This is a genomic window from Mesorhizobium sp. M1050 (assembly GCF_040318715.1).
Classification (GTDB): Bacteria; Pseudomonadota; Alphaproteobacteria; order Rhizobiales; family Rhizobiaceae; genus Mesorhizobium.
In genome coordinates this window covers 1-2,430 of sequence record NZ_JAMYMV010000157.1, presented here as the reverse complement: position 1 = coordinate 2,430, position 2,430 = coordinate 1, and the positions used below count along the sequence as shown (strand labels likewise).

Here is a 2,430-nt window from a genome sequence, read left to right as displayed (position 1 = left end):
GCGTGACCGCCATCACCAGCCATTTGAACTGGCGAAAATTCCCCGTGGCCCGCTTTGGGAAGATCTTCTTGCGCGCGGCATACATCGGCTGTCGCACTTTGGCGGAGTTGACCGCCTCCGCTTCGAGCCGTTCTACCTGCGTATTGTCCAGCACTGGTTTCTCCCGTCGCGCGGCTCGTGATTTCGCCGGGCAACTGTCCTGACTGGGCGCAGGCAGATGCGCGAAATACATCGTCGACCGTATTGTGCCGCCCACCGGATTGCGCCGCGTTGATGCAGGTCAATCGCCGGGGCAGACGAAAACAAATCGAGGCCCGGCAGAGCCGGGCCTCGTCGCTTGGGCGGTGAGGGCCGGAGAATAGACCCCCGTTCCTATTCTCCACCGCCGAGCGAATGCACGTAGACCGCCAGTTCCTTGACCCTGGTTTCGCCCAGGCGCGCGCCCCAGGCCGGCATCACGCCTTGTTTCGGCGTTGTGACCTGGGCGGCGATGGCCGCTTCGCCCGATCCGTAGAGCCAGATGGCATCGGTCAGATCCGGGGCGCCGAGCTCCTTGTTGCCCTTTGCATTGTCACCGTGACAGGCCACGCAGTTTTCCGCAAAAACCTTGGCGCCAGGCGCCAACATCGATTGATCGCCAACGGTTTCGGACAGGCTGGCCACATAGGCGCTGACCTGTTTGATCTGGTCGGCGGTGATGATGTCGCCAAAGGCCGGCATTTCCGAAAGGCGCGTATCCGGATCGGAAGCGAAGCGGATGCCATGCGTGACCGTCTGTTGGATCTGATCCGCCTTACCGCCCCACAGCCAGTCGTCGTCATTGAGGTTGGGGAAGCCCTTGGAGCCCTGGGCGCCGGAACCATGGCACTGGACGCAATTGACCCTGAACGCGGCGCCACCTGCGGCGACGGCGAATTCGCGTAGCGTATCGTCTGCCGCGATCTCCGAAACACTCTTCGATTCTATCTCGGCGACATATTTTCCCTTCGCCGCTTCAGCCGCCGACAGCTCATTCTTGACTTCGTTGCGGCTCGAATAGCCGAGAACGCCCTTTGTTGCCGAATGCAGCAAAGGCCATGCCGGATAGGCGACGGTGTATCCAATCGCCCAGACAATCGTGATGTAGAACGTTATCACCCACCAGCGCGGAAGCGGGTTGTTCAACTCACGGATGCCATCCCATTCGTGGCCGGTGGTCGAAACGCCAGAGATTTCATCGATGTGCTCGTCGCTCATGATCGCTCGTCCTCAAGGGGAATCCGGGCAGCTTCGTCGGCAAGCTTGCGGCTGCCGGGGCGCAGGGCAAAGGCGATTGCGCCGACAAAGAAAAGGGCCATGGCGACCAGCCCCCAGCTGTCGGCGAACTCTCGCATCAAATTGTAATCCATGGATAAAACTCCTCAGCGGTAGCCGGCGGCCTCGTCATAATTCTTGAAATCGACCAGCGTGCCGAGCATCTGCAGGTAGGCGACCAGCGCGTCCATCTCCGTCACCTGTTGCGGGTTGCCGTCGAAGTCGCCGGTCTTGGCTTTTGGGTAGCGGGCCTCGAGGCCGGAGGTGTCGGCGTTGGGATCGGACTGCGCCATCAAATCGGCGTTCGCGTGTGCGACCATGTCATCGGAGTAGGGGACGCCGACACGCCTGTTGGCAACCAGGTGCGTCGAGAAGTCCTTCACCTCGATCGGCGTGTCTTTCAGGAACGCATAGCTCGGCATGATCGATTCCGGCACCACGGACCGTGGATCCGTAAGGTGCTCGACATGCCATAGATTGGAATAGCGGTCGCCAACCCGGGCGAGGTCCGGGCCGGTACGCTTCGATCCCCACTGGAAGGGATGGTCATACATCGACTCGGCCGCCAGGCTGTAATGCCCATAGCGCTCGACCTCGTCACGGAACGGGCGGATCATCTGGCTATGACAGAGATAGCATCCCTCACGCACGTAGATGTTGCGCCCGACGAGCTCGAGCGGCGAGTAGGGCCGCATGCCTTCGACCTTCTCGATCGTATTGTCGAGGTAGAAGAGAGGTGCGATCTCGACGATGCCACCCACGGTGACGACGAGAAGTGAACCTACGAGAAGAAGCGTGGCGTTCTTCTCGATCAGCGCGTGTTTGTCCATCAAGCCCATTTTCTGGCTCCTTATTCGGCAGGCTGAAGGGCGGGAACGGAGCCGGGCATCGGCTCTTCCTCGCGCTGGTATCCAAGGATGGTCATGGCGATGTTCCAGGCCATGATCAGGGCGCCGGAGAGGTACATGGCTCCACCGATTGCGCGCATGACATAGTAGGGGTGCATGGCGGCGACCGTTTCGGCGAAGGAGTAGACCAGGAAGCCCTGCTCGTCGTATTCGCGCCACATCAGGCCCTGCATGATGCCCGACACCCACATGACCGAGGCGTAGACGACGATCCCGAGTGTCGCCAGCC

4 protein-coding genes are annotated in these 2,430 nt (G+C 61.0%); all 4 read right to left on the bottom strand.

The features are described 5' to 3' along the window. Positions 1-372 precede the first annotated feature (372 nt). The gene (ccoP, locus tag NKH57_RS33590) at positions 373-1,236 is read right to left on the bottom strand and encodes a cytochrome-c oxidase, cbb3-type subunit III (RefSeq protein ID WP_352950650.1); all 864 of its coding nucleotides are present in this window, start codon (positions 1,234-1,236) and stop codon (positions 373-375) included. Continuing rightward, positions 1,233-1,388: a cbb3-type cytochrome c oxidase subunit 3 gene (locus NKH57_RS33585; protein WP_352950648.1), complete on the bottom strand. Its 156-nt coding sequence runs from the start codon at positions 1,386-1,388 to the stop codon at positions 1,233-1,235. The genes ccoP and NKH57_RS33585 overlap by 4 nt, the downstream gene beginning before the upstream one ends. 12 nt (positions 1,389-1,400) lie before the next feature. After that, a complete protein-coding gene (ccoO, locus tag NKH57_RS33580) occupies positions 1,401-2,132 on the bottom strand; it encodes a cytochrome-c oxidase, cbb3-type subunit II (RefSeq protein ID WP_352950646.1) in 732 nt (243 codons plus the stop codon). A gap of 11 nt (positions 2,133-2,143) precedes the next feature. Then, on the bottom strand, positions 2,144-2,430 hold a 287-nt coding region (locus tag NKH57_RS33575), incomplete at its 5' end, for a cbb3-type cytochrome c oxidase subunit I (protein ID WP_352950644.1).